Source organism: Brevibacterium sp. FME17 (genome assembly GCF_014897515.1).
GTDB lineage: Bacteria > Actinomycetota > Actinomycetes > Actinomycetales > Brevibacteriaceae > Brevibacterium.
The window spans coordinates 1-18,919 of sequence record NZ_JABUYD010000038.1; the positions used below are offsets into that span (position 1 = coordinate 1).

Annotated in this window: 24 protein-coding genes and 1 other annotated feature; of the genes, 12 read left to right on the top strand and 12 right to left on the bottom strand. The window is 60.5% G+C overall.

Annotation, left to right across the window (positions count from 1 at the left end):
* The 5 genes from INT40_RS19600 to ltaE all read left to right on the top strand — a co-directional run.
* The coding region (locus INT40_RS19600) for an MMPL family transporter (protein ID WP_226831695.1) at window positions 1–239 on the top strand (239 nt) is incomplete at its 5' end.
* 139 nt (window positions 240–378) lie between these two features.
* Complete coding sequence (locus INT40_RS19605) at window positions 379–1,449, top strand: pirin family protein (RefSeq protein WP_193070817.1); 1,071 nt, start codon at window positions 379–381, stop codon at window positions 1,447–1,449.
* On the top strand, window positions 1,446–1,814 hold the full coding sequence (locus INT40_RS19610; RefSeq protein WP_193070816.1) for a GNAT family N-acetyltransferase: 369 nt from the start codon (window positions 1,446–1,448) through the stop codon (window positions 1,812–1,814). The genes INT40_RS19605 and INT40_RS19610 overlap by 4 nt, the downstream gene beginning before the upstream one ends.
* 3 nt (window positions 1,815–1,817) lie before the next feature.
* Window positions 1,818–2,300: a carboxymuconolactone decarboxylase family protein gene (locus tag INT40_RS19615; RefSeq protein WP_101570174.1), complete on the top strand. Its 483-nt coding sequence runs from the start codon at window positions 1,818–1,820 to the stop codon at window positions 2,298–2,300.
* A 4-nt stretch (window positions 2,301–2,304) separates the two neighbouring features.
* Window positions 2,305–3,333, top strand: a complete 1,029-nt coding sequence (gene ltaE / locus INT40_RS19620) for a low-specificity L-threonine aldolase (protein WP_193070815.1) — start codon at window positions 2,305–2,307, stop codon at window positions 3,331–3,333.
* Window positions 3,334–3,373: 40 nt separating this feature from the next.
* Here the strand turns inward: ltaE and INT40_RS19625 are convergent, their stop codons facing one another.
* On the bottom strand, window positions 3,374–4,549 hold the full coding sequence (locus tag INT40_RS19625; RefSeq protein ID WP_319020833.1) for an MFS transporter: 1,176 nt from the start codon (window positions 4,547–4,549) through the stop codon (window positions 3,374–3,376).
* A gap of 68 nt (window positions 4,550–4,617) precedes the next feature.
* Window positions 4,618–5,028, bottom strand: coding sequence for an NAD(+)--rifampin ADP-ribosyltransferase (gene arr / locus INT40_RS19630; protein WP_193070814.1), 411 nt, complete (start codon window positions 5,026–5,028; stop codon window positions 4,618–4,620).
* A gap of 258 nt (window positions 5,029–5,286) precedes the next feature.
* Here arr and INT40_RS19635 point away from each other — a divergent pair, with 258 nt between their 5' ends.
* Window positions 5,287–6,597, top strand: coding sequence for an Nramp family divalent metal transporter (locus INT40_RS19635; protein ID WP_193070813.1), 1,311 nt, complete (start codon window positions 5,287–5,289; stop codon window positions 6,595–6,597).
* Window positions 6,598–6,650: 53 nt separating this feature from the next.
* On the opposite strand, the gene INT40_RS19640 is transcribed toward INT40_RS19635, so the two are convergent.
* Entirely contained in the window at window positions 6,651–7,277 is a 627-nt protein-coding gene (locus INT40_RS19640; protein WP_193070812.1) for a TetR/AcrR family transcriptional regulator, read from the bottom strand.
* Between the two features lie 54 nt (window positions 7,278–7,331).
* On the opposite strand from INT40_RS19640, the gene INT40_RS19645 reads away from it, so the two are divergent.
* Window positions 7,332–7,871 (top strand): HXXEE domain-containing protein, encoded by a 540-nt coding sequence (locus tag INT40_RS19645; RefSeq protein WP_193070811.1) that lies wholly within the window; start codon window positions 7,332–7,334, stop codon window positions 7,869–7,871.
* Between the two features lie 61 nt (window positions 7,872–7,932).
* On the opposite strand, the gene INT40_RS19650 is transcribed toward INT40_RS19645, so the two are convergent.
* Both INT40_RS19650 and INT40_RS19655 read right to left on the bottom strand, forming a co-directional pair.
* Window positions 7,933–8,955 carry an aldo/keto reductase gene (locus INT40_RS19650; protein ID WP_193070810.1) on the bottom strand — a complete coding sequence of 341 codons (1,023 nt, stop codon included), beginning with the start codon at window positions 8,953–8,955 and terminating at the stop codon, window positions 7,933–7,935.
* Window positions 8,952–9,437: a MerR family transcriptional regulator gene (locus INT40_RS19655; protein ID WP_180958906.1), complete on the bottom strand. Its 486-nt coding sequence runs from the start codon at window positions 9,435–9,437 to the stop codon at window positions 8,952–8,954. The genes INT40_RS19650 and INT40_RS19655 overlap by 4 nt, the downstream gene beginning before the upstream one ends.
* 136 nt (window positions 9,438–9,573) lie before the next feature.
* On the opposite strand from INT40_RS19655, the gene INT40_RS19660 reads away from it, so the two are divergent.
* Entirely contained in the window at window positions 9,574–10,137 is a 564-nt protein-coding gene (locus INT40_RS19660) for a dihydrofolate reductase family protein (RefSeq protein WP_193070809.1), read from the top strand.
* A 429-nt stretch (window positions 10,138–10,566) separates the two neighbouring features.
* Here the strand turns inward: INT40_RS19660 and INT40_RS19665 are convergent, their stop codons facing one another.
* Window positions 10,567–10,839: a DUF3263 domain-containing protein gene (locus INT40_RS19665; RefSeq protein WP_193070808.1), complete on the bottom strand. Its 273-nt coding sequence runs from the start codon at window positions 10,837–10,839 to the stop codon at window positions 10,567–10,569.
* 86 nt (window positions 10,840–10,925) lie between these two features.
* Between INT40_RS19665 and INT40_RS19670 the strand changes: the two genes are divergently transcribed.
* Window positions 10,926–11,396 carry a hypothetical protein gene (locus INT40_RS19670; RefSeq protein WP_193070807.1) on the top strand — a complete coding sequence of 157 codons (471 nt, stop codon included), beginning with the start codon at window positions 10,926–10,928 and terminating at the stop codon, window positions 11,394–11,396.
* Window positions 11,393–11,797: a hypothetical protein gene (locus INT40_RS19675; protein WP_193070806.1), complete on the top strand. Its 405-nt coding sequence runs from the start codon at window positions 11,393–11,395 to the stop codon at window positions 11,795–11,797. The genes INT40_RS19670 and INT40_RS19675 overlap by 4 nt, the downstream gene beginning before the upstream one ends.
* Window positions 11,798–11,910: 113 nt before the next feature.
* Here INT40_RS19675 and INT40_RS19680 read toward each other — a convergent pair whose 3' ends face one another.
* Window positions 11,911–12,873: a DUF262 domain-containing protein gene (locus INT40_RS19680; RefSeq protein WP_319022035.1), complete on the bottom strand. Its 963-nt coding sequence runs from the start codon at window positions 12,871–12,873 to the stop codon at window positions 11,911–11,913.
* A 616-nt stretch (window positions 12,874–13,489) separates the two neighbouring features.
* A complete protein-coding gene (locus INT40_RS19685) occupies window positions 13,490–13,891 on the bottom strand; it encodes an integrase core domain-containing protein (protein ID WP_193096793.1) in 402 nt (133 codons plus the stop codon).
* 184 nt (window positions 13,892–14,075) lie between these two features.
* On the opposite strand from INT40_RS19685, the gene istA reads away from it, so the two are divergent.
* Together istA and INT40_RS19695 are read left to right on the top strand one after the other, a co-directional pair.
* Window positions 14,076–15,626 carry an IS21 family transposase gene (gene istA / locus INT40_RS19690; protein WP_009884100.1) on the top strand — a complete coding sequence of 517 codons (1,551 nt, stop codon included), beginning with the start codon at window positions 14,076–14,078 and terminating at the stop codon, window positions 15,624–15,626.
* Window positions 15,623–16,369: an ATP-binding protein gene (locus tag INT40_RS19695; RefSeq protein WP_009883781.1), complete on the top strand. Its 747-nt coding sequence runs from the start codon at window positions 15,623–15,625 to the stop codon at window positions 16,367–16,369. The genes istA and INT40_RS19695 overlap by 4 nt, the downstream gene beginning before the upstream one ends.
* Before the next feature lie 103 nt (window positions 16,370–16,472).
* On the opposite strand, the gene INT40_RS19700 is transcribed toward INT40_RS19695, so the two are convergent.
* The 4 genes from INT40_RS19700 to INT40_RS19715 all read right to left on the bottom strand — a co-directional run bounded on the left by INT40_RS19700 (window position 16,473) and on the right by INT40_RS19715 (window position 18,865).
* Window positions 16,473–16,916: an IS3 family transposase gene (locus INT40_RS19700; protein WP_319022036.1), complete on the bottom strand. Its 444-nt coding sequence runs from the start codon at window positions 16,914–16,916 to the stop codon at window positions 16,473–16,475.
* Window positions 16,902–17,033 (bottom strand) — a sequence feature (AL1L pseudoknot). Its footprint overlaps the gene before it by 15 nt.
* Complete coding sequence (locus INT40_RS19705; RefSeq protein ID WP_101644785.1) at window positions 16,997–17,317, bottom strand: transposase; 321 nt, start codon at window positions 17,315–17,317, stop codon at window positions 16,997–16,999. It overlaps the preceding feature by 37 nt.
* A gap of 410 nt (window positions 17,318–17,727) precedes the next feature.
* Window positions 17,728–18,222 (bottom strand): phospholipase A2, encoded by a 495-nt coding sequence (locus INT40_RS20810; protein WP_096168666.1) that lies wholly within the window; start codon window positions 18,220–18,222, stop codon window positions 17,728–17,730.
* Window positions 18,223–18,310: 88 nt separating this feature from the next.
* Complete coding sequence (locus INT40_RS19715) at window positions 18,311–18,865, bottom strand: recombinase family protein (RefSeq protein ID WP_193096795.1); 555 nt, start codon at window positions 18,863–18,865, stop codon at window positions 18,311–18,313.
* Window positions 18,866–18,919 lie beyond the last annotated feature (54 nt).

The following is an 18,919-nucleotide window of genomic DNA, read 5'->3' on the forward strand; positions in this document are numbered from 1 at the left end:
AACGCCAACGAGACACGACTCAGCGCCGCTTGACAAACATAGAAGGATCCCTAGTCTCAAGCTCGTCCGGACTGCTCGCCGTCATCCCGGTGATGTTCTTGTTCCAGCTAGCGTTGATCGTCACCTTCCGCGTCCTCCTCGATGCGATCCTGGTGCGCTCCCTCGTCGTTCCGGCCCTCGTCCACGACATCGGCCGCAGCGTGTGGTGGCCGTGGCGGAAGCGGATTCCGCGGGACTGAGGCTCGGCTGGCGAAGGCTCTGGTTCCGCCATCCAGCCCCCACTGGATTTCACCGCACAATGTGTAAGACTGACGGTGTCTGAGCTGGGATGCGCCGCGCCGGCGGGTGTCTGATTGTGAATGCGAAGGTGGGATCGATATGAGCAATGTGGAGACGAAACCCGAAGAGGTCGTCTGCGGCCCCGGTGGGCTGCCCGGCCCCGAGTGCGCACAGCAGGGCAGAGCTCCGGTCGAGATCCTCACCGCCCGCGATGTTCCCTTGGGCGGTCCGCGTGCCATGACCGTGCGTCGGACTCTGCCACAGCGCCAACGCTCACTCATCGGCCCGTGGTGCTTCGTCGACCACTACGGTCCCGACGACGTCTCGACCTCCGGCGGCATGGACGTCGCCCCACACCCGCACACCGGCCTGCAGACGGTGAGCTGGCTCTTCGCCGGCGCCATCGAGCACATCGATTCCGGCGGCAGCACAGGCATGGTCCTGCCCGGCGAGGTCAATCTCATGACCTCTGGCCGCGGCATCTGCCACTCCGAAGTCTCAGCCGAGGACACCACGGCACTGCACGGCGTCCAACTTTGGCTGGCGCTTCCCGATTCGGTGCGCCACCAGGAGTCCAGGGACTTCGAACACCATGCCCCCGAACTGACACCGTTCGACGGCGGCGAATTCCTCGTCTTCCTCGGCGAACTGTGGGGAACCCGCTCACCCGTGAACACCTATTCCCCGCTCATGGGCGCCGAGGTGCGGCTGCGTCCCGGTGCCACCATCGACCTGCCGATCAACCCGGCCTTCGAACACGGAGTCCTCGTCGACTCCGGGGTCATCACCGTCGAAGACGTCCCCGTGCCGGCAAACGCCCTCGGCTACACCGGTGTGGGACTGTCCGAAATGCGCGTCAGCAACAGTGCCGATACCGACGCACGCATCGTCCTCATCGGCGGTGAACCCTTCGACGAAGAGATCCTCATGTGGTGGAACTTCATCGGCCGCACCCATGAGGAGATCGCGCAGTACCGCGAGGAATGGCAGGCAGAAGGTGACCGCTTCGGTGCCGTCGACGGCTACGTCGGAAAGGGCGGCCCCGGTCGCAACGCCGATGGCATGTCCAGGCTGCCCGCGCCGAGGCTGCCCGAGGTTCGCATCAAAGCGCGGAAGAATCCGCCCCCGCACGTTCACACCGAATCCGAGAATAAGGAGAATCAGCAATGAGCGAAGAACTCAAGGACAAGACCGGCGAGGCCGTCACCGTCGAACTCGACGAAGCCCGCGGTGCCTATGTCATCAGGGATGCCTCCCGAACCGACGCCGGCCGCGCCTTCTTCATCACCGGGCCTGAAGGAGAGCGGATCTTCCACCACACCGAGGTCGATGAGGCGTTCGGCGGCCGTGGACTCTCCAAGGTACTGGTCGCCGAGTCTTTGGCCGGCAGTTGTGAGCAGGGCGTGACAGTGGTGCCCGTGTGCCCGCTTTTCGTGAAGAAGCTGGGTGACACCGGTGATGACTACCTGGCGGAGGGCGGAAAATTCCGCAAGGCCACCGGCGCCGACATCGACCTCGTCCAACGGGAGGCCTGAAGAGTGTCACGAGCCAACGTCAATCGTCCCTACATCGACAAGATCCACCCCGAGGTCTACAAGTCCATGGTCCAGGCCGCGACCGCCTCGCGGAAGGTCGCCCGAGCAGCAGGCTTGAGCGATGGACTCCTCGAGCTGGTCAACACGCGAGTCTCCCAGATCAACGGATGCCGCACCTGCCTGAGCATCCACGCTCCGGCAGCCCGGAAAGCAGGGGTCGAGGAGATCAAGCTCGACCTGCTGCCGACCTGGCGTGAGGCAGAGATCTTCGACGATCAGGAAAAGGCCGCACTGCTGTTGGCGGAGACGCTGACCATCATCGACAAGACGGCCGATCGCGACGCGATCGCCACCGAAGCCGGTGAGTTCCTCTCGGCGGAACAGATTTCCGCAGTCGAATGGACCGTGATCCTCATCAACTCGTTCAACCGCATCTCGATCGCCAGCAACCACCCCGTCGCCCGCCCCCGAACCGCGGAGAACTGAGCACATGAACGCAACAGATGGTCCGCGGGTTGATTTCCGCTCCGACACCGTGACCAAACCCAGCGCGGGAATGCGCAAGGCCATGGCCGACGCCGAGGTGGGCGACGCGGTCTACGACGAAGATCCGACGACCAACCGGCTCGAGGTCATGACCGCCGAGCTCCTCGGGAAGGAAGCGGGGCTGTTCTTCCCATCGGCCACGCAGGCCAACCTCGCCGGGATCATGGCTCACTGCGGACGCGGCGACGAATTCATCGTCGGCCAGACCGCGCACGCCTACCGCGATGAGGGAGGGGGAGCGGCGGTCCTGGGGTCGATCCAACCGCAGCCATTGCCCAACGAACCCGACGGCAGCATCGAATTGGATGCAATCACCTCGGCGATCAAACCCGATGACTTCCACAATCCGATCACCCGGCTGCTGACGCTGGAGAACACCTTCAACGGTCGCCTCCTTCCCGAGGACTACGTGAAGGAGGCGACCGAATTGGCGCGCAGCCGTGGTCTGGCCACTCATCTCGATGGGGCACGGATCATGAATGCTGCCGTGGCCACCGGCCGCGAAGCCTCGGAACTGACGGGTCGATTCGACTCGATCTCACTGTGTCTGTCCAAGGGCCTCGGCGCCCCAGTGGGTGCGCTGCTGGTCGGGACCAAGGAGCTGGTGGGTCGGGCCAAGCGCATCCGCAAGACGCTCGGCGGGGGCATGCGCCAGACCGGTGTGCTCGCCGCCGCAGGCATCTACGCGCTTGAGAACAACGTCCAGCGTCTGCGTGAGGACCACGACCGTGCGACCCGCCTGGCAGAGGTCTTCGCAGACTTCCCGGAGCTCGGCGCCGGTGCAGCACGGACCAACATGGTCTTTCTGTCCCCGGACGGTGTCGACATGTCCGCGTTCTCCGAGTTCCTGAGCGAACGCGGCATCATCACCGGCGGTGCACACGGCAAGCTGCTCTGGGTCACGCACCTCGACATCGACGACGAGGCGATCGAGTCAGTCCGCCGGGCCTGCACGGAGTACTTCGGGCGGTAGGTTCGTCGGCTCAGCTCAACTCAGTTCAACTCAGCGCAGCTCAGCTCTTGCGCGGACCCGCGTAGATGCGGCGGCTGACCACGATGGATACGGTGAGCACGAGGCCGACGGCGCACGTGATCGCGAACAGCAGCGTCCATTGATTCTTGTCGCCGAGTCCACCGCCGAACGCGGCACCGACTGCGCTTCCGGCGAAGAGGGTGCCTGCGAAGAATGAGACGACGGTCCCGCGGGCCTGCGGCAGAACACCGGTCGCCCAGGTCTGCAGGGATGAGTGCTGGAAGGACCAGGTCGCGCCGAGCAGGAGTGCGGCGATGATGACCATGGTGATCGACAGGTGCGCGGCGAGGAGTCCGAAGGCGAGCACCGTCGCACTGCCGCCGATTGCGATGAGCCGCGGCATTGACAGACGAGAACTGAGGGCCTTGACCATGCGACTGGTGATGATGACGCCGACACCGTAGGCGGCGGTGGCCAGGCCGGCGATCGCCGCGCCGGTGCCTTGGGACTGCAGGGCCGGGGCGAGCAGGGTGAGGACCCCGAGGACCACGGCGCCTTCGATGAAGGCCAGGCCGATGACGATGAGCACCCACCGGTGGGTGATCGCGGCACGGATGGTGGCAACGACGCTACCCGGCTGCTCCCGGGGCGGTTCAGGCAGTCGGCGCAGACCGAAGGCGCATCCGACGGCGAGGACGGCCGGGATGGCGAAGACCACTCGCCAGTCGATGAAATGTGCGAGGACCCCGGCCAACGCTGTGGCACTCGCGGTTCCGACGGCGATGGCGGCCATGAGATCGGTGAGTGCGGGCTGACGATTCGCCTCGTCGACGGTGTCGCCGACATAGGTCAACGAGGTCGGGACGATGGCTCCGTAGAACGCACCGGACAGAGCGCGAGCGATGACGAGGATGCTCAGCGTCGGGGCGAAGGTCGCTGCCACGCCTGTGAGGGCCGCGGCGAAGAGTGTCCACTTCATCAGGCGAACCCGCCCGAGCTTGTCGGAGAGGATCCCCCATACGGGTTGGCTGACGCCGTAGGCCAGGAAGTAGGCGCTGGCGATCGTCAGCGCTTCGGCAAGGGTCGCGCCGAGGTCGTGGGCCACGAGAACGATGAGCGGACTGATCGCGAAACGGTCGAAGCTGGAGACGAATGCGGCCAGCGAAATCGACAGCGGGGGACGCGTCGGCGCGCGAGGGGCATCGTCGGGGCTCACGCTCGACTACTGTACTCCGAGCCGAGAACTTCTTCGGCGGTTGACGGCATTTGGGCAGTTCAAAACGCTCAGTTGATGATCTTCGCAGCGGGGTCGGCGTGGAGTTTCGCCAGTTTGTCCCGCCAGTCCTGAAGCTCTTCCGGGGTCAGGCGTTTGAAGTCGGTGACCTCACGGACGACTCGCAAGGGTTCGGTGCTGCGATAGGACCGGGTGGGGTTTCCCGGGAACTTCTTGTCGGTGACATTGGGGTCATTCTCATAGTCGCCGGTCGGCTCGACCTCATAGACATGAGGCTCTCCGTCCAGCGCGGTGATCTCCGCGGCGAGTCCCGCACCATCGGTGAGTGCGGTGAAATAGATGTGGTTCATGACGACCTCGGGCCGGTAGTTCGAATTGAACCCGGCTCTCAGCAGGTCACCGACCTCCAGCTGTGCCTTGGTGCCATGGAAGAACGGACCGTCTTCGAGTGCATCAGTCATGGCGTCGAATATACGCCCGGAGCCTGGAAACGGCCCTCAGGTGTGGAGGTTAGAATGGAACCCAGCGGCCCTCTTCTTCGGCTTTGAGCCAGGGCTCCTTCCCGGGTTATGAGACTTCCATCCCGACATGTGACGGTCTCGTCCATACTCATCTGAGCGAACGACGCCAACGTCTACGGCGTTCGTGCGAATGAAGCTCATTCGGACGACGCACGTACCTTCGTCGACGAACTCATGTGAAGGAGCCCCACCCCACCCATGTCCGCCGAAACGACTCCGCAGACAACCGACACCACCACCTCGGCGCCGGGAACATTGGCCGGAAGACTGCGGCTGGTCGGGCCGGGCATCGTCCTCGCGCTGGCCAGCGTCGGTGCTTCGGACATGATCACGACGATGAACTCCGGAGCGGAGTACGGGCTCGCGCTCATCTGGGTCTTCACTGTCGGCATCCTCCTCAAATTCGTCCTCTCCGAGGCGGTGTCTCGCCTGCAGATGAGCGGTGACCGATCACTGCAGTCCCACCTGACCCGATTCGGCGGACGATTGTTCCCCACTCTGTTCCTCATCGCAGAGCTGCTTGTCGGACTGTTCTTCGGCGCCGGGGTCATCGCCGTGACGACGAACATTCTGCAGGCGCTCTTCCCGGTGCTGCCGTTCTGGCCGACCGCGGTCGTCGTGCTGCTTTCGGCCGCGATCCTCGTCGGCATCGGACGCTATGGTTTGGTCGAGAAGGCGATGATCGGCTTCGGCATCATCATGTTCTTCGGAATCGTTGCGCTGGCGATCTCAGTGTTCCAGGGTCAGGAAGCTCAGGCGGTGGCTGTGGAGACCGTGGCCCCGACCTTCCCGAACGGGTCGATCATCACCGTCATGTCACTCATCGGCGGGGTCGGCGGAGCCACCGGACTACTGGCCTACTCATACTGGATCCGCGAGAAGTCCTGGCGCGCCGCCGAATGGAAACCTGTCGTGCGCATCGACCTGTTCATCAGCTACGCACTGGTGTTCGTCTTCGCCGTGGCGATGAGTGCCGTTGGCGCCTTCATCCTATATGGCCAGGGCTTCACGATCGCTGATAACGACTCACTGTTCGCCATCGCCGACAGCCTGGTCTCACGCATCGGCGAACTAGGACGAATCGTCTTCCTCATCAGCTTCCTCGCCGTCGTCTACACCAGTGTGCTCGGCGGATTCTCCGGCATCGCCTACGTCACCGCCGACTGCATACGCGTGCTGCGACGCTACCCGCACCAGGACAAGCCCGAACACGAGATGTCGGCAAAGTCGGTCGAGTTCCGCGGCGCACTCGTCTACCTCTCCATCGCCACCCTGGCAATCATGAGTCTGGGCCAGCCCGTGACCCTGGTCCTCATCTACGCCGCGATCAGTGCCTTCATCCTCCCGGTGCTCGCGATCGCGCTCCTCGTCATCCTTAATCGAACCTCGGTGCCGACAGCACTGCGGAACAAGGGGCTGTCCAACGTACTGCTCACGGTCTGCTTCCTGCTGTTCGGATTCCTAGCCGTGCTGCAGGTGCGGGAGTCGTTGATAGGGCTGCTGGGGTAGAACGCCCCTGTCGCCTTGAAATGCGCAACGAGGAGGATTGCAGCGCCTGTTCGTTACTGGGCGCGATTGGGATGCTCAGCATCAGACTTGGCGAGGTAATGATCGAGCAGGCGAGCACCCAAGTGGGCTGCCTCGTCAGGATCCAGGTCCGCAAGTTGAAGCGATAGGCCGTCAATGACAGCCTGCAGGATTGCTGTCTCCGGGAAGTCAGACTGAACGGCCTCCGGGGGAGCATCGTCAACCATGCCGGGGAATGCTGCCTTCCTGGCTCGGATGAGTCGCTGGTACATTTCCCCGAGTCGGGTTGAAAAGATGTGCTTGAGCTCTGTCAGCGCGGGGTTCGTGTCGGCATGGGTAGTGAAGGCGAGCCAGACCTTGAACTCGCGCTGTCGCTCTGCAGTGAGAGGGAGCAGTTCCAGCAGGATCGCCCGCGTCCACTCGTGCGTCGGCCCGGTCCGCGGCATGGCAGTGATCCGCTGCGTGAAACGGTCTGCGAGTAACTCCATGGCGTCGTGCACCATTTGAGCCCGCGTAGGGAAATAGTGCTGGACTGTTCCCCCCTTTACGCCGGCCTCGGCGGCCACGGTCCGCACGCTGACTCCCGTCATGCCATCCCGGGCAACAACGCGCCACAATGCCTCGGCCACCAGACGCTTTCCATCCCCTATTGCTTGTTCCATGGGATCATCTTACACTCGTAAGAGGAGTTAATACGAGTGTAAGAGAGCAGCGAGATGATGCACATCGCGACTGATGTAAGTACGAAGCCCGAACTGCCCACCCAGAAACGTCTTGCAGTCTTCTGGGCGGCGACTATTGTCGCTTTGGCGTTGCATAATGCTGAGGAATGGCTGCTGGGTCTGACGGGTTGGATAGCTGCACACCCCTGGCTGCCGGGGCGGTCACTTCACGGAGACCAGGAGCAGTTCGGTCTCGCGCTCGTGATCGTCACTGCGGCGATTCTCACGGTCGCCGTGATCGCGGTGTCGACCCGGGCGAAATGGAGCGCCGAGGCGTTGGTGTGCGGTGCCTACGCCCTGATCGCCAACGCTGCTGGCCACCTCGCCATCAGTGTGGCGGCATGGAGCCTGATGCCCGGGGCGCTCAGCGGCATTCTCATATTGCTTCCACTGGGCGTGATCATTGTGCGAACGCTGCCGCCCGTGCGGTGGACTATGTCCATAACCGTGATGACGGTGATCGCTGCCGTGGCGATTGTGATTGGAGCACTCCTTGTCGCTGCAGTCCTTGCACCAATCATCTCTGCGCTCTGATGACCTCTTCGAGAACCTCCCGGCCTCGGACCCGGCAGTACTGACTGTCAGAACCCCAGGCTCACTCCCGCCCGGAGCTGATCCAGCTCGGGTTGTCCACGATATTGCGAGTGCCCTCGACCAGTGACTGAATCGAATCGAGCTGTCTCATGTCATCGGCGTCGAGAGACACCTCCACGGCCCCGAGGTTCTCAAGTGCACGTTCGGGTTTGCGCGATCCCGGGATCGGAACCGCGGAGACACCCATCTGGCTGGCACGCTCGAGAAGCCAAGCCAACGCCACCTGAGCGTTCGAAGCGTTATGTCGGCGGGCCACCTCGGCGACGATATCGACGATCTTCTGATTGGCATCCCACGCCTTGCCCATGCGGGTGGTGCCGCCGCGGAAGTCACCGGCGACCTGCTCCTTGGTCAGTGTGCCGGTGAGGAACCCGCGGCCCAGGGGGCTGTAGGGCACGAATCCGACGCCCAGCTCGGCGCAGGCCGGTACGACATGGTCCTCGACGTCGCGGGACCACAGGCTCCACTCGGACTGGAGTGCGGCGATCGGGTGGGTGGCCTGGGCCCGCCGCAGTTCCTCGGAGGTGACCTCAGAGAGACCGATGTGGCGAATCTTTCCCGCTTCGATGAGTTCGGCCATGGCACCGACGGTCTCTTCGATGGGCACATCGGGATCCGGGCGGTGGTGATAGTAGAGATCGATCGTCTCCACGCCGAGGCGGGCCAACGAAGCATCGCAGGCAGAGCGTGCGTATTCCGGGCGTCCATCGGTGCGTTTGTCCGAATCGTTGGCTCCGGTGCGGCCGGCGGTGATGCCGAACTTCGTGGCCAACTGGACCTCGTCGCGGCGCTTGGCCAGGAACGGTGCGAGCATCTCTTCATTGGTGCCGGCCGGGCCGGTGGCACCCTCGCGGGGTTCGCCGTAGACGTCGGAGGTGTCGAGGAAGGTGATGCCGGCATCGACTGCGGTGTTCAATGTGTCCCGTGCTGCGTCGTCGGTGGTGCCGCCGTAGACGTGGGACAAAGCCATGCAGCCGAAGCCGATGGGGGAGACGCTGAGGTCGCCGAGGTGGGTGGTGGTCATGATGGATCTCCTTCTTGGTGGTGGGAGCTCGGTGAGGTATCTGCCGGTGCGCGGTCGTCATCGGGAACCCCGCCGTATTTGGCGATTTTGTAGTCAGTTGTGAGGAGGGCCAGTTCCAGCTCGTGAAGTTGGGAGACGATGCGCTCGCGCTGGTCGAGCATGATCTGCAGACGCTGCCCGGTTGTCGCCTCTCCGACGCGGACCAGGTCGACATATCGACGGAGTTCGCTGATGCCCATCCCGGAGGTCCGCATGCGAACGAGGAAGTCGAGGCGAGCGACGGCCTTCTGATCATAGATTCTGTGTCCCGAGTGGTTCCGAGGCACCTCGAGGAGCCCGGCGCGTTCATAGTAGCGGGCGGTGTGTGCGTTGATGTCGAGGAGCGCACAGACGTCTGAGATCGAGAGCTCCACATCGTCATCGACCGAAAGCGCTCGCTGGAGACTTTCAGGGCGTTGAAGGTTTGTGGTGTGCCGAGTCATGGAAGCCAACCTACGACTGTGAGTGCACTCTAAGTCAAGGGGTGGGATGAAACTGATTGTGAACGCAAGGCCGCAGTGCCTGAGTGTTGCCGATTTTCCTTGATCGTTCTCGCTCGCAGCAGACATACTTGATCCTGTGTCCACAGTGCAGAAGCCTCTCCGTGCAGTCGTCTTTCTCGGGTTGAGTGTCGATGGCCGCATTGCGCGGCCGGACGGGGACTTGGAGTGGCTGACCAGCCGCGGCGAGGCCGCCGGAGATGCGGGTTTCACACCGTTCGTTGAGTCGGTTGACGCGGTGTTGATGGGCCGGAAGACCTACGAGGCCATCGCATCCGTCCAAGAGTGGCCCTACCTCGGTCGCCCGATCCATGTGATCAGTACGACCCTTGCCGCAGATGCTGACCCTCGAATCATCGTGCACCGCTCGCCCGAGGCGGCCGTTGACGCACTGCAGCGGGATGGTCGCCGCCGCGTCTACGTCGACGGTGGGGCGACCGTCCGGTGGTTCCTTGCTGCCAAACTTGTCGACGAGCTCACTCTCTCCCAAGTGCCTGTGCTCATCGGCGATGGGCCGTCACTGTTCGGCTCGCTTGGCGGAGATGTGGACCTCGAGCACGTGCGCACAACAGTCCTCGATGGCGGGATGGTCCAGACGACCTACCGCGTCGTGGACGGGCCAACTCCTCACACGTCCGAGTAGATCACGTTGATCGAGAAGTCACTCCCGGAGTAGGGAAAGGCTCTGGTGGTGATGCAAGGGGCTACGAGTGGGAGTCTTGTGGCACCACGTTGCTTCTGGCGATGTAAAGGCAGATCTCGTTCACACCAATCAGAAAGACGCCTGATGCCAACAGAACGGCGCCAGCTACGGTCACCCCGGTCAAGAGAAGGATGATTCCCGCAACCAGGAGCGGGTAGCTCAAGCCGGTGAGCAGGACCGAACTACGAGCGAGTTCACTCATTCTTACTGATCACAGACCTCGATTGTGTACTTGGTGACGAGTGCGAGCTCTCTCAAGCTTCATCCAATCCGAGCGGAAAATTCTGCTCACAGTCCTGACCGCGAATCCGCAGGAACTCTGCTCAGACTCGATTCAGGTCAGCCTACTAGCTTCTATGTTCCTCGCACTCACTGAAATGCGCGGCTCTTCCACCGCCCGTGCCGTCGTTCGAAAGCAAACCTCTCCGCTCTCAGATGCCTAACTCGATTCACGACGTCTGGGGCGTATCTATAGGCCGCATCCGTATCGACAATCCCCTCGAGCACGACAATGTACTCATCAAGTGGCAGCTCGATGTGCTGACACAGCGCGTCGCGAGCAGTTGACGTGTGCTCTGTCTTCTCGAGGTCGAGGATCATGCGATCGTGCGCTGAGAGTTCATTCACGGTGCCGGGGACCATACGGGCCAGTGTGGCATATTGAGTGTGAGACTGTCGCGACTGGGCTTTGAAGGAGAATCACGGTGAACGGTGGAGGCACAGCGCGCATGTTGATTGTGGCTACCGACGAATCGGTAGATCTCTACCATTGGGAAGAGGCACCCTGGGTGGAGTGGGTGTACCTCGGATGGGTCGTCGCGGGAGCAGCGGTCGCGGTCTGGTTTCTGATCATGATAGTCAGGAGACAGCGCGCATGGTTGCCACTGACCCTTCTGGGGGTCTCGTCTGTCGGTCTGATCGCTGGAGGGTTCTTTGTTCAAATCGGGCAGGGAACCTATACAGATGATGAGGGGATGTGGGCCTGCCCGTCGAGCCTCAACGCGATGCGGATCACCGAAGCAAACGGACTGAAGCTGCCGGAGGCAATCGTCAAATGCCGTGCCGATGCGAAACGAAACATGACACTCAGTGGAGCATTGGCAGGAACAGGTATCTTGGTCGCAGTTGTGACCGGCTGTGGGACCAGCATCGTTCGAAAGCGGACCACAGTGTTCGCTGACGAGGGGGCGAAAGCATGAGCGGTCAGACTGTGTATCTGATCTTCGCTGAGCAGATCTCTCCATTCGATGCTGAAGAAAGGATCGACCCGCTGGTCGGAATCGTCAGTGATGAAGCCGAATGCTTTCGCATTGAAGCAGAGCATCCTGAATACACGATCAGTTGGGAAGAACGCGACGTTGATGACGCAGGCGAGCATGCAATCACCACCGGGGACGTGGTCTACGCGTATCACTACATGGCCACAGTTCGAGCAACACCAGACGGGGGAGAGGCCATCGAGCTCCTGACGGATGCTGCCGTCGAGAACGTCTTCTTCGAGGAAGAGAACGCGCGGAAGATGCTTGAGGTCGGAGACCTTCAGGTCATCACCATCGGCGAACTTCGACTGCAAGGTGATTTTCAGATAATCGAAGGATGAGAATCTTCCTGACGCTCTGATGCTTCCGACGGCGCCAACTGAAGACGTGGTTGACGCTGTTGGCGACCGACTTAGCCCAAGCCTCGGTGAAGCCAAGAAGAACGACTGGTTGGTTAAGGCGTACTTTGTCGTGGACGGGCGAAATGGATGCTGATCTTTATTGCCACGGCACCGAGAAATGACGCAATTCCTAGTGCGGCTGCACCCGCGCCAACACACGTCACGACGTCTTGGGCAGGACTGCTTTCCAGACTTGTGTCACCTGAGAGAGCTATGAAACCAGTAATGGTGAGCCCCACGACTGTGGCGCATGCCAGTCCAGACATCAGAAGGATCGAGAGAGCTGCGTTCGGGCCGTTCACGGGGTTGGGGTCTCCGACTTGCAAAGGCTTTCGAACAGCAATCGCGACGATCAGGCCCACGGCCACCAGCGTCAGAGCGATCCCGAAACCGAGTATGGTCCACATTGTCGAGAACAGTGACAGTCCGGCTACGAATCCGATAATGAATGTGCACAGGCCGGTGACCGCCAGCGCAGCACACAAGCGTTCGGCACTCACTCGGCTCGCCTGCACTCCATCAATTAGCTCTGCCTGCTCAGTAGTGAGGCCGGAGGTTGCTTTACGATACGCAGTAACATCAAAGAACGTCCCAAGCGGGAAATGGCGGTCTAGATCTACATCCTCGGGATTCGGGCAGACGAACTGGCTCTCTTGCAGTACAGCTTCAGCAGACATGTCGAAATAGACGGCTGGCCAAGGCGTGGTATCTACAGGGTCGAGTTCAGTCTGAAACACTCCGAAGATAGACGTTAAGCGCTGCTGCCCGTCGAGAACGTAGTCAATTGGATAATCCGGTTCCACATCCGGGAGTTGAAACGGCCCAAGGTGACGCTCGTGCGTCAGCTTTTCTTTCGTTCGCCAGAGAATAAGAGCCCCATAGGGGAACTCCTTGTAGATTGAATCCATCAGATACGCTACACGTTCAGTATCCCAGACGAATCCGCGTTGAAAAGCTGGGACTCGTATAGTTCCGTTCTGCACGTTTGCGAGGATCTTTCTAATTGTGAGTCCCACCGATACCCCTTCATCATTTATACCAATATAGCGCACCGATAAGTGAACTGAGCCATGCTCGTACCGTCTCAAAACCCTAGGGTTTGTAGACAGATCTTGTTGAGGCTATTTGAAGAATCGAACTAAGCGATATCCAGCGACGCACAACGAAGCAAGGAGGCAACCGCTTGCAAGAATGAACAGGAAGAGAGCTGGGCCGAGCCAGTGGATTTCAACCTGGTCGAAAGTGGCGGTTGCACTATTGACTACCTGGTGGCATGCAGCCGCAGGAGGCAACGGGTTCATCGTGACACCATATGAAGCTACTTCAGTACCCGGTGGCGGTGTGGCGCAACCGCGCCCACCCGCAATCCCATTCAACACGTGAGTCTGAATGTAACCAGCGACGTATGAGCAGACAAGAAATGCAATTCCGATTCCAGCCAGCGGCCATGGGGAAAAGAGGTGCTTCCACCTTGCTGATTGATGTTCCAAGGCTTTGGTCATTTCAGTGCTTTCGGTCGTTTATCAGCGTACTCGTCCCACGAGAAGTGGGTCGGTGTCCGCCAGTTGCGGTTAGCATTCAGCAACAGCATGTCGGTTGATTTAGTGGATCGCCCCGAGTTCGGTGGAGAGCTCATAACGGTACGCCGACAACTGCTGGCCGACTGATTTCAGTGTAGTAGTGATCCTCGAACTGTGCCGGGGCGAGGTCTCCGCAGTACGAATGCGGACGGGTGTTGTTATACCAATGCACCCATTCCAAGGTCGCGAATTCCACAGCATCGCGACCAGTCCACGGACCTTCGCGCCACACCACCTCTTTCTTAAATAGTTTGTTTAACGCTTCAGCTGCGGCATTATCATAAGAATCGCCCGTCGAGCCGACCGAGGCTTCTATCCCGGCTTCACGTAGTCGTTCTGTGTAAGCAATGGAAACATATTGACTTCCCTTGTCTGAATGGTGAATTAACTGATTGATATTACGGTTCTTTCGTCTCCTTTCCCATAAAGCGTGCTCCAGGGCATCCAGCGCCAAATCGGTCCGCAGCGTCGTATCGATGAATATCCGTCTTGTTGGGGGCCGTCAATCGTGAGCTCGGGGGCCAGTTGCTTGGTCGCGTGATCGTGGGCGTCGGGACCATCTATGGCGTGTGCGGGGGCCACGAACTATAAGCTCCTTTCACCGCGTGTATTGGGCACGCGGCGAAAGGAGATTATCAATGGTACGCAAGATCAGGGCCAAGCTGGTGTTACAGCTTCGAGCCGAGGGGCTCTCGGGCAGAGCGATCGCTGGCTCCCAGGCAATGTCACGCAAATCGGTCACGCAGGTCCTCGAGGCCGCCGACGCTGCGGGACTCGGGTGGGATGATGTCAAGGACCGTGCTGACAGTGAAGTGTATGGCCTCCTGTTTCCGGGCCGCGGGGACCATCACAGCGTGTTCGCCCAACCTGACTGGAAGGCAATCCATAAGGAAATGGCCCGGGTCGGGGTGACGCTGAAGCTCCTCCATGGCGAGTACGCCGATGAGTGCGCTGCGGCTGGTGATCCGGCGATGAGTTATGACCGGTTCTGCCGCACCTATCAGCGCCACGTCCTCGTCACCGGTGCAGCTTCTCGTGTGGGACACAAAGCCGCCCAGACCATCGAGGTCGACTGGTCCGGTCCGACAATGCAACTGCACACGGGGGCAGACAAGCCGAAGACGGTCTATCTGTTCGTCGCGTGTCTGCCCTTCAGCAGGTACGCATTCGTGCACCCGAGCCTGGACATGAGTCAGGACTCGTGGCTCCGGGCGCATGTGGCGATGTTCACCGCTTTCGGCGGTTCAACACCGCGGATCGTGCCCGACAATCTCAAGACCGGAGTCATCACTCATCCTCGCGACGGTGAAATCGTGCTCAACGACGCCTATCGGGAAATGGCTGCCCACTATTCGGCTGCTGTTCTACCGGGCAGAATCAGGGCACCAAAAGACAAGGCGAGTGTTGAGAATACTGTTGGACATGTCGCCACATGGGTGATCGCAGGGCTACGTGACCGGCGGTTCACATCGCTGCCGACGTTGACGGCCGCGATCGAGGAGAGAGTCTGCGCTTATAATGCTGAACCTTTCCAGAAGCGGCCCGGATCCAGGCTCAGTGTCTTCACCACGGAGGAGGAACCGCTGTTGACACCGCTGCCGCAGGTGGCCTACGAGATCAGTCAGTGGATCTATGGGCGGCGTGTGGCCAGGAACGGGCATGTGAGCTGGGCGCGCAACTATTACTCGGTGCCGTTTGAGCACATCGGATCCAAAGTCGATCTGCGCATCACCGACCGCAGCCTCGAAGTCTACCGCGGGGACCAGCGAGTCACGACTCACCTGCTGCTGCCAGAGACTGCGGTCAATGAGTATCGCACGAATGATGCTGACCTTCCTGCTGGGGACAGATACCAGCAGTGGGACGCGGCCCGGATACGCCAATGGGCCGAGAGGATCGGGGCGTCGACGCTGGTCGTCATCAATCGCATCTTCGAGTCCGTAGCCATCGACGAGCAAGGGGTCAACCCGGCGTTGGCGGTGTTGAGACTCTCTCGCCGCTACTCTGCCGACCGGGTCGAAGCCGCTTGCCGGATTACGCTGGCGGGGCCGGTGCGGTCGCCACGGTATGCGCATGTGCAACCGCTCCTTGCCACCGGTCAGGACCAGACCAGACCCGCCCGGACCGAACCTGTCGAGCACGGCGGCTACGTCCGCGGTGCCTCCTACTATGCAGGAGGGACTCGGTGACTTCGATCGATACAGAGACCAAGCGCAAACTGCGCGAAATGGGCGCGATGGCCCTGCTGGAGGCACTCGAGGCCCAAGACGAGGATCTGACCATGGGAATGAGCTTCGACGAACGGTTGCGACTGGTCGTCGATGAAGCCCATTCGGTATTCAATCACGCCAAAATCGAGGGACTCATCCGCAGGGCCGGGTTGCGCTACCCGGCAGCCGACCTGCGTCAACTCGATAGGGTCGATGAACGCGGCCTGGATCGGAACGTGATCGCCCAGCTGGGGACCTGCAGTTTCATCGAGCGGGGCCAGAACGTCGTGTTCCAAGGGTTCACCGGTTCCGGGAAATCGTACCTGGGGTGCGCCTTGGCCAAACGGGCCTGCCAGCACCGGATCCGTGCGCACTATATTCGCATGCCTGATCTTGAAGAAGCTTGGGCGCAGGCGTTGGACAAACCGATGGGCACGACGAAGTTCTTGAAGAAGTACGCCGCGTTCAGCGTTCTCGTGATAGACGAATGGTTGCTCGATCATCCGGATGAGTCGATGCGCAGCATGCTGTTGGAACTGCTCGAACGCCGCTACGACTGTGCGTCGACGGTGTTCTGCACCCAGTATGCGAAGAAGGACTGGCATCAACGACTCGGATCCGGAGTCCACGCGGATGCGATCATGGACCGGATCGTGCACAACACGGTCTGGGTCGAGACCGGCAGTCACAACATGAGAGAACATGCTGCTTTGAACCCGTGACGATGAGCTGATGGGCGGCCAGTGGCCCCGAGGTCCACGGCTGCTGGCCCCCACAGGCAATATCGGTGGTCCCCAACCGCACGATCGGGTGGTCCCCAAAGCTTCAAATACTCATATCGACTCGCCACCCGACAACCATGCGGGAAAACAAATCCATCACGAACGCGACATAGACGAAACCACTCCACGTCGAAACATACGTAATGTCAGCGACCCAGCGGGTATCTGGAGCATCGGCGGTGAAGTCCCGGCACACAAGGTCACTCGGGTACGAGGCGGTCTTGGACTGCCATGTCGTAGTCGCCGACCGGGCATTGCTCACCCCTGCCAGACACAGGGCGCGCATGCGTCGTTCGACTGTGCACCTGGCGATCGGCTCGTCTGGATAGAGCCGGCGGAGCATGACCCACATTTTCCGTGCTCCGAATAATCCTCGATTCTTCGCATGCACTTTCTGAATCCGTTCATCCCACACGGCGTCAGTTTGTTTCCGTGCCGAGACCGGTCGCGACCTTCTGGCGTAATACGAACTCGCAGCGATCTGCACCCCGGTATCCGACAGGACACGGCAGATCGGCTCGACTCCGAATTCGTTGCGATTGTCATCGATGAAGCCATCGATATCCGTCAGTGGCGGTCGAGCTCCGCCTGGGCAAAATACGCACTCGCTTTCCGCAGGATCTCATTCGCCCGGCGCAGTTCCCGAATTTCCTTTTCCAGATCTGTGATGCGTTGCTTGTCATCAGTCGTCATTCCCGGCGTCATTCCAGAATCAACATGATTGTGCTTCACCCAATTGCGCAGGGTGTTCTTGTTGATCCCGATCTGTTCACCGACCAGCCGGCACGCGGTGCTCACGGCCAGGGCCGGATCATCGGTGAGCTTCTCGTTGACCATGCGCACGGCGCGGTCTCGGACTTCTGCAGGGTACTTACTTGGTGCGGGCATGGTCCTATCCTCTCGGTTAGATCAAGCCCTCCACCACACCCGGGGCGATCCAGACCTGTTGACCGGTAAATCTTGACCGCCGCGATGACAACGAAGACGACTGTTGCAACCCCCAACAAAAGAGGAATCAGGCCGTCGAGAATTGCTGTGATCGGACTGAAGTAGCCAGCCCACACGAGACCGGCAGCCAGCAAAACAGTCAGGGTCATGCCGGAAGCTACCCACTTCCTCGCTGACACCGGAGCTATTGGTGACCGGTGGATAGCTAGAGCGACGAGTACACCAGAGACCAGAACGAGCACGATTGAAACGAACGCTGGCACAGAGAGAACATAGAGCACCATCGCAGCGACAAAAGCAACAAGCCCTCCGAGGACAAGACTTCTTGATGAATTCACGACTGAGTGCCCCTACAGCTTCTTGACGAAAGTATTTGCTGTCACTGCTGCATAGTAGACGCCTACCGTGATGTAGCAGTTCTGGCGGAAGACCGTACCTTTGGAAAACTGATGCTGGCACTGCTGCTTCATCTGCCTTTTGAGTTTTCCATTGGCGCTGTACCACTGCTTCTTTTTAGTAGAGTTTGAGATTTTCTTCCCCATGATTGCTTGGATGTTCATATCGTGTCGGGCACACGGTCCACGGAAATCGACTCGATACTTACCAACCACAGGCTGGTCTGGAGAGGAGGTGCAATAGTCATGCCAGCTCTTTGGTTTGCAAGACTTCGGGCAATACCGGTAATTCTTGGGGATGGTGACTCTCCCTGGCTTCTTGGCGTAGGGAGTTAGAGGACCACCAGGTTTGACCTTCAGGGGAGTGGTTTCAGCTTCAAAGAGGTTGAGTCGTAACTGGCGCTTACGATTTGCAGGAAGGCATTGACGCCGAGGCGGCCGAAGCTGCAATGGGCCGCAGTGCCGACGAGACTACCAAGGCTCACAGTCGGGCCATCCTCGTGCTAGCTGAAGCAACGAGAAGAATGGACAAGGGACTTCACCCGGCAGGAGTGTAGGCTCCTGAGCCTTTGAGTGCGTTGTACAGCGTCTGCCGAGAGACCTCATAGCGTCGGGCGACCCCGGCCACCGAGATCCCCATGTCGACCATCGCCCGGCAGGCTTGCACGTCCTCGTCGGTGAGCTTGCGCTGATAGACCCCCTGAGCCTTCGCCAGCTCAATCCCCTCCCGCTGCCGTTCAAGGATCCGCGCGCGCTCGAACTGCGCCATGCCCGACAGAAACGTGAGGAACAGTTCCTGCATAGGGGAGCTGCCATCTTTGGAGACGGTGATGTTCTCCGAGACGAAGGTGACCGTGCACCCTTTCCCGGTCAGTGTGTCGACGAGCGAGTAGAGATCTCGGGTGTCTCGTCCGAGGCGATCCAACGAGGCCACACGAATATGGTCACCCTCGCGGGCATAGTCGATGAGCTTGTTCAGGCCTGCGCGGTTGGCGCGTGATTTCCCGCTGAGCTTGTCCTCGAACGTCTTATCGCACCAACCGATGGTCTCGTATTGCCGGCCAGGGTTCTGATCGGCGCTACTGACGCGCACGTTATGTAGGCGCTTTGGCCTTGTCTCATTGGAGGTGTTTCTGTAGCCATCGAA